Raw genomic sequence first — 7,552 nt, forward strand, 5'->3', positions numbered from 1 at the left:
TCTTAACAGAGATTGCCCTTTTTTTAATTAAATATTTGTTTAATCAAACAATAATACTCCGACTGCGTTTGACAATAAAAATCGTATTTCTTCAAACCTTTGCTATTCTTAATAATCGTCTCATATGAGCTCGGTTTGCTGATTAAGTACCCTTGTACCGCATCACATTCACTATTAACTAAATAATTGAATTGCTCCATTGTTTCTACTCCCTCTGCTACCACATTTAGTTTTAAATGCTTCGCCATGGAGATAATTAGGTCCACTAATGGCTCATGTTCGTCTTCACTCATGTTTTTCACAAAATCACGATCAATTTTCAAACAGTCAATTGGCAAATCCTTTAAATAAGAAAGTGACGAATACCCTTTTCCAAAATCGTCTAAAGCAATTGTGATTCCTATGGCTTTTAGTTCATTTAAGATCGGCATCAAAAATTGTTTATCCATTGTCATCGTTTCCGTGATTTCCAGCTGCAAGCTTTCAGGGGAAAGTTTTGTTTCTTTTAAAATCGAGCTTACAACTTGAACAAAATTTTCGTGAAAAAGCTGGCCAAGTGATAAATTGACCGCAACCGTAATCGGATGACCTAAAGTTTCTTGCAATTGTTTGGTTTGTCTACAAGCTGTTTCGAGTACCCATTTTCCTATTGGTACAATTAAACCAGATTCTTCTGCAATTGGAATAAAGTCTGATGGTGGAATGAGTCCTTTTTTAGGATGTTTCCATCGCACAAGAGCTTCCATTGAAATATCATGCTTTGTTTTCAATTTTAACTGAGGTTGATATTGAAGGAATAATTCATTGTTTTGAATGGCTTTGTATAAATCATTTTCCAGCATCAGCTGTTCTTCACGAACAAGAGACATTGCTGGCTCATAAAAAGTCCAATGTTCCGGTACGTTTCTTGCTTCATATAGAGCAAATTGAGCACATTTTATAAGATCCTCTGCTGTACGGGCATCCTCAGGATAATAGGCAATTCCCATATTTACTGTAATATTCAGGGAAAAATGCTGGATGCAAAACGGTTTTTCCATCAATTCAATAAGCTGTTTACACAGAGTAAGATACGCTTTTTTTTCTTTTTTACTATCGACTAAGATAAGAAATTGATCTTCTTGAAATTTCCCGATTGTAAAATTCGGAAAAGTATCTTGTAATCTTTCTGCAATTAATTCCAGCATGCGATTTGTATAAAATGAACCCAACGAGCTTTTAATCGTTGCGAATCGTTCCACTTCAAAAACGAATAGTCCTTTACGAGATGGATCATGATTCACAATGGTATTTATCTTTTCCAATATATAACGTTCATTGGGAAGCTTTGTAACCTCATCATAATAGGACATAAAATGCTTCTGTTTTTCAGAATTCGATAACTTTCTTTCCGTATCACGCAATGTTTTAACGGCATTTTCGTAAATCGATTTTACATAAATAGCGAAATAAAGCAGCAATATAATGAGAATAGAAGAAATGATACTATTAGAAATCAAATTTTCTTTAGAAAAGACAGGAAAACTAACAAGAGCAAGGACAACAAACCCACTTACAACGTATATGATATTTTTTTTGTCCAAATACGGATAACTATTCATCATTGACCCCCCTTTTTTAAATCAAAATAACTAACCACTTCAAAAACTTATTAGGTAATTTGGAATGATGAAATTTTCTTTGAGTAGTTACTTTTATTTAATCGTATTTAAGGGGGGATTTAATTTTTTGTACACTATTTTATACTTCTTCAGATACCGAATCTTTGCTTGCTACTTTTTTCAACAATTCATCTAAATCTTCTTTGTACTTTTTATAGATACTTTCGTGACCTAAAGTTTGGAAAATTGTAAATGCACGGTTACATTTTTCAATTCCTTGATCGATAGAATTCTCAACAATATCTAGTAATCCTTCATAATAGATTATGAGTGTTTGCTCAAAGAAATCCGAAACTTTCCTATAGTATTTTTGTGTTGCATCCAAGATAATCTTCGAATATTGATAGCCTTCGTACTTAAAGCTAAACTCTAATAAGTTGAAGAATAAATAGCTCAACATATTCTTGTCTAAATTTAAGCCTTTGTACTTATCAGCGCGATATAATAAGTTTTTTGTCATTAGGAATGCTGTTTCCGGAGGGAATAAGAAAATAAAGTTATTTAAAATCACCAGTTCATGATAACACCATTCCTCCATACTTAATAAGTAATCTGTGATTTCTTTAATATATTCTTTTTTAACTTTATTTGGATCTAGATTATTCTCCATACAATGACACAGAATGTAAAACTGTCTTAAAAAGATGTCCCCGTTTTCCTTGTATAGCTCGTTAACTCTATTTTTTATTTTTGATATTTCCTCTATATTATTCGCATAATATAATTCAATTACTCTATTAAATTCATTCATTTTAGATGATTTTGTATAATCATTTTTTATGTAGAAAAATTCATTATATGTAACATTACAGTATTCTAAAATATCTGTAAGTTTATCAGAGGAGATACTATTCTTACCTGATTCAATTCTTGCTATATATGGCCGCGTCATTCCTATAGCATTCGCTAGTTCCTGTTGTGTAATTTTTTTATTTGTACGGATATATTTTATAACCTGACCTATTTCCATAACACACTTCCTCTCTAACTTTTTGTATAATATAGTATACACATTCACCATATTTTAACTTTCTCTAGTACAATTTCATTATATTAAAACTTCCAAAGAAAGGAATGAAAGACTATGAAAAAGATTTTTAATATCATTAAATTAGCTGTGTTTGCTACCGCAATCGCTTTGACTACTACTCCTGAAATTAGACCTATGATGTGGTTTATTGGATACGATTAATAATTAGATAATTAGTTTACTTTGCGTTTGTTTTCTACCTTTTAACTACCAGTCTGTAATTGTTTTCCTCCTTTTTTAGGGGGATTTTTTTTACTATATTTTCCTCAGTCTCATTATATATCTAACATAAAAACCACGCTATGTATATGCATGACGTGGTTCAAATTGTTCTTCATCTGCGCTGCTAACTTATTAGGACTTCTGCATTCTCGTAGCTAACTTGTTAAGTTCGTGAATATCCTTGACGAAGTGGGCAACTGTTGATAGATGCCGCCTGCTCGTATGCAACCCCAGACATTTGTATAATGGCTTGTCCACTTGTTTAGCGATATCTTGTATCTGTACTAATGTATGGCGGATTTGCTGAGTTGACTCGACCATTTTGTCCCACCTTAATATTTAGATTAATATTATCCCCAGGAAAATAAGCAATAGATTTTTCTAAATCACAAACTGCAAATCACAAACTACAATGGATAAATCTTATTGGAACCGCCAATTTGAAAGCTGGTAATGAAGTTATGAATTGCTCTAAAGATTCGATTTTATTTAACACGGGTATTCCCTTCTAAATGCACAATAAAAATTATTATACAATGATAACATTTCACCTTCGAACATCGTAAAGCAATTCTACCTAAAGTAGACTTTTGATTTTTATAATTCGTATTATACAATAGGAAAAAGGATACTGTTCAAAGCTTTCACTTTAACAATATCCCCTTCCAACTGCTTATTAGTTCACCCTTTTAAGGCAACAATAGGTTTTAAAAACTATAGACTAGGAGCTTCAGTTTTACAAAATAACTCTTCTAAAAGCTCTTTATTTTTCTCTGCAAATTTTTCATTATGTGACGAAACCATTCCATATTGATCTGCTTTTGGATCTATATACTTCTTAGCATTATTAACCGCAAGCACTGCATCTTGGAAAGTGCCAATTAGTAAGTTTACTTTATCATCATAAGTAATAATATCCCCGGCACCAAAAATCCCTGGTACTGATGTTTTACATTGTCCTAAGCTAATTAGGTAGTAATCATCTTTGCGTATTGGTTTGATATCATCTGCAAACGTTAATGACACTTCACGATTATAGCCATGGCTTATTAGAACATCATCAACCTCTAGTTCATGAGTTTTCCCATTTTGAGAGATGACAACTTTTTCAATTGCTGTTTTACTGTTATTCGATACTACTGATTTTATTTCCGAGTTAAGCATAATTTCCACACCATGCTCTTTTAGTTTTTCTACCTGTGACTCATGGGCTGTTAATTGATCCTTGCGGTATATGACAACAACTTCTTTCGCCACGAATAAAAGCTCTACAGCCCAGTCAATTGCGCCATTTCCGCCCCCTGATACAAGAACTTTTTTATTGCGGAAACGTTCCAAACCTAAAATCGTATAATGCAAGTTCGACATTTCATATTTTTCTGCGCCTTCAATTTCAAGCTTAATTGGGCTTAGAATACCTCCACCCACAGCAACAATAATTGTTTTTGAATAATGTACTTCTCCCGAATTCGTTGAAATGACAAAAATATCGCCTTGTTTCTCAATCTGTTCTACTTTCGTATTCAGACAGATTGTTGGTGAGAATGTGTTCGCTTGATTGACTAAATTTTGAACAAACAGCTGTGCTTGCATTGGCGGCTGTCCGCCAACATCCCACAATACCTTCTCAGGATAGATATTGACCTTACCGCCTAAGACAGGCTGTACCTCGATAATTTTCGTTTTCATATTCCGTAAACCACTATAAAAAGCACTATATAAACCAGCAGGACCGCCACCGATAATTGTTACATCAAAAAGTTCCATGTGAGCCTCCTAAAATTTTTATCCCTCACGCTCTGATAATAATTCTCAATAAGTTAATAATATAGATAATGATAATCAATTTCAATAACAAATATACAAATAAATCAATTTGTAAAATATTCGTTGTTTCGCCAAATAAAAATGCTCCCAATAGATAAACAGAAATACTCTGCTTACCTATTGGGAGCGCTAATATTGATATTCTATATAAAGTCCTTTGGATTATGTGAAGCACCTAATTTCTGATAAGAACAAGCCCTCTTTTTTCATATCCAAGAATGTATCTGACTACGAATACAGTAACAGCCTTTTCCACTGCCTATTCCTTTTGGAAACCACGGATAATTTCTTCGACTACAGGTCTTGACTTTCTCGTGATCAAATCAAACATAACCTCCGTTACTGTTGCTTCAGTAATGACTTCATTTCTCTCATTTAGTATCTTTTGCTCAAAGACAAAGCTGGTATTCCCCAAACGCAAAGGTTGAGTTTTAACGATTAACCGTTCATCTACCTTGGCTTCCTGTCTGTAAAGAATTTCTAATTTCAACACAACGGACTCTATATTCCTTTTGTTTAATTTCTCGAAAGATAACCCTGTCTCCCTAAACCAATCTGTCCTGCCAGCCTGTAGATAGTGAAGATAAACCATGTGGTTCACATGCCCTAAACTATCAATATCCTCTTCTTTTACTTGGATTCCTGTTATTGAGTTCATTTTACGAAATCTCTCCCCTTTGCACATTATAGTCTAAGATATTATCCAAAAAGGTTGGAGATTACTTCTTGCCAATACATTCCATTCACATACTTCTAGCTATTCACATCTTACCTGATTCAGTTTAATGTTACCTATTTTAACTACCGTAATAGAACTGTCCGCAGCCTCATCATAAAAAAAGTGGTGATCGACTCTTCGATCACCACTTTTTTTATTGTGTTTCCGGGAAGAATACCTGTGCCGTGCTGATGTCCACCAGCGTAGGAGCATTCGTATTGAGTGCTTCTTCCAGCACCGATTCCAGCTCGGTATCTGAGGCGGCGCGTAATGCTTTCCATCCGCAAGCTTCTGCCAATTTAATAAAATCAGGATTGGTTAAATCTACCCCAACTTCTTTCTTATTTGCAGCTTTGATTTTGTCTCTCTCCATTTGCAGGCTCTCATTATTTAAGACTACGACCGTAATATTGAGTTCATAGCGGGTAGCTGTCAGTAAATCAGCAAGCACCATTTGAAGTCCTCCGTCCCCCACTACGGCCACTACTTGTTTTTCAGGCTTTATAAGCTTGGCGGCCATCGCTGCTGGAAGACCAAAGCCCATTGTCCGCCAGTAGCCGGAGAACAAAACAGATTGTTCTTTTTGCCGGAAGTTGCGATTGGTCCATACTGTATTATCTCCTGTATCCAGCGCAAGAATAGCATCCGGTGCCACTGTTTTGTCAAGGGCGCGGATAATCCGTGCAGGATGGGCAGGATAACCCTCGGTACTCCCTTCCTGCTCATTTTGCTTGGACCATTTCTCTTTTATTTCCTGGCAACGTGCCACCCAATCTTCAGAGCGCGAGAACCCTTGCAGGCTCTCCCTTAGTAATGGAAGGACTTCTTCTGTTTTGCCGATGATTCCCAGTTCTGTTGGAATTCCTTTTACAAATTTATCGAAATGGCGGTCAATCTGGATAACACGTGCATCAGTTGGGACATACCCCTCCGGCCACCATTTCGTGCCCGCAAGAAGTACCACATCTGCCTCCTTAAATAAATCAGCGGCATAAGGGTTGCCGCCTTCGCCTATCCCTTGCAAAATATGCGGGGAAGATTCTCCAAACAATCCTTTTCCGCCCAAGCTTGCAAGAATGCCGGCTCCCCACAAGTCAGCAAGTTTCTCTAACTCTTCTGTAGCTTGAGTCGCTCCGTAGCCCGCAAGGATCATTGGTCGCTTGGCAGTTTTCATAATTTCCGTTGCCTGTTCCAAGCTTTCTTTCGTGAAGATGGAAGCGCCCTCTATCACATCCGGCAATGCACGCGGTTCCCCTTTAGCCGGCATCATGAAAAAGTCCTTTGGAACGGATAAATGTGTGACAACCCTTTGACCGAGTGATGTTCGGGCTGCTTTTTGAAGAACTTCTATTGTCGCATCCGGGCTGGCTAGATTAGCAGAATAAGCAGCAAAAGGCTTCATGAGCTCCTGCTGGTCAATATACTGGGGATATTCCGTGCCAATTTTATTGCTTGGTGCCTGCCCAGTGATTGCGAGTACAGGCGCTTTGTCTGCATAAGCATCACCTAGCCCGTTTAGCAGATTAGTTGCACCTGGCCCCATCGTCGCGGTGCACACTCCAAGCCCGCCTGTCAGTTTTGCTTCCGCAGATGCCATAAAAGCAGCTGTCGACTCATGCTTGACCGCAATGTATTTAATTTTATCCTGCTTTGCCAATGCGTCGATGAGTCCGATGGTAGCATCACCCACAACCCCATATATCCGTTTTACGCCGAACAAAGACAATTGTTCGAGCATCAAATCAGCAACCGTTCGCTCTGTTTTTGCCATTTCATATGAACCTCCTTGATAGATCTTTGAACCTGCCAGGCATAAAGCATCTATTTATTTTTTGTTCATATTATTTTTTCCCGAAAGAGCGCCGGTTAATCCTCATTTTTCCAAACGCATAGCAAAATGAAGATTAAGTTCTTTTCATAAAACTATATTAAAGATTCTGGAAGCAAAAGCTTTCTACTAAAAGAAAACATATCTATGAATTGAAAACTAATCGAGTAGGAGGGAGTGATGAACTCCCGACCTCTCACACCACCGTACGTACGGTTCCGTATACGGCGGTTCAATTAAGATGGACAACGCAAAGTTTCGTAACG

The 7,552-nt window shown here is 36.8% G+C and carries 5 protein-coding genes; all 5 read right to left on the reverse strand.

Annotated features, from left to right (window positions below; genetic code table 11):
* Positions 1 to 23: 23 nt before the first annotated feature.
* A complete protein-coding gene (locus ACFQU5_RS18620) occupies positions 24 to 1,601 on the reverse strand; it encodes a putative bifunctional diguanylate cyclase/phosphodiesterase (protein ID WP_390291351.1) in 1,578 nt (525 codons plus the stop codon).
* Between the two features lie 139 nt (positions 1,602 to 1,740).
* Positions 1,741 to 2,631, reverse strand: coding sequence for a helix-turn-helix domain-containing protein (locus ACFQU5_RS18625; protein WP_390291354.1), 891 nt, complete (start codon positions 2,629 to 2,631; stop codon positions 1,741 to 1,743).
* A gap of 996 nt (positions 2,632 to 3,627) precedes the next feature.
* Positions 3,628 to 4,680 carry an NAD(P)/FAD-dependent oxidoreductase gene (locus tag ACFQU5_RS18630; protein WP_390291357.1) on the reverse strand — a complete coding sequence of 351 codons (1,053 nt, stop codon included), beginning with the start codon at positions 4,678 to 4,680 and terminating at the stop codon, positions 3,628 to 3,630.
* 319 nt (positions 4,681 to 4,999) lie between these two features.
* Positions 5,000 to 5,398: an acyl-CoA thioesterase gene (locus ACFQU5_RS18635; RefSeq protein WP_390291360.1), complete on the reverse strand. Its 399-nt coding sequence runs from the start codon at positions 5,396 to 5,398 to the stop codon at positions 5,000 to 5,002.
* 214 nt (positions 5,399 to 5,612) lie between these two features.
* Positions 5,613 to 7,229, reverse strand: coding sequence for a thiamine pyrophosphate-binding protein (locus ACFQU5_RS18640; RefSeq protein ID WP_390291363.1), 1,617 nt, complete (start codon positions 7,227 to 7,229; stop codon positions 5,613 to 5,615).
* Positions 7,230 to 7,552 lie beyond the last annotated feature (323 nt).

Origin of the sequence: Ureibacillus sp. GCM10028918 (genome assembly GCF_042666115.1) — a bacterium.
Classification (GTDB): Bacteria; Bacillota; Bacilli; order Bacillales_A; family Planococcaceae; genus Ureibacillus.

What these genes read in the sequence shown, in the direction of transcription:
- ACFQU5_RS18630 (WP_390291357.1), bottom strand. Translation starts at nt 4,680, where the DNA reads ATGGAACTTTTTGATGTAACAATTATCGGTGGCGGTCCTGCTGGTTTA.
- ACFQU5_RS18635 (WP_390291360.1), bottom strand. Translation starts at nt 5,398, where the DNA reads ATGAACTCAATAACAGGAATCCAAGTAAAAGAAGAGGATATTGATAGT.
- ACFQU5_RS18640 (WP_390291363.1), bottom strand. Translation starts at nt 7,229, where the DNA reads ATGGCAAAAACAGAGCGAACGGTTGCTGATTTGATGCTCGAACAATTG.
- ACFQU5_RS18620 (WP_390291351.1), bottom strand. Translation starts at nt 1,601, where the DNA reads ATGAATAGTTATCCGTATTTGGACAAAAAAAATATCATATACGTTGTA.
- ACFQU5_RS18625 (WP_390291354.1), bottom strand. Translation starts at nt 2,631, where the DNA reads ATGGAAATAGGTCAGGTTATAAAATATATCCGTACAAATAAAAAAATT.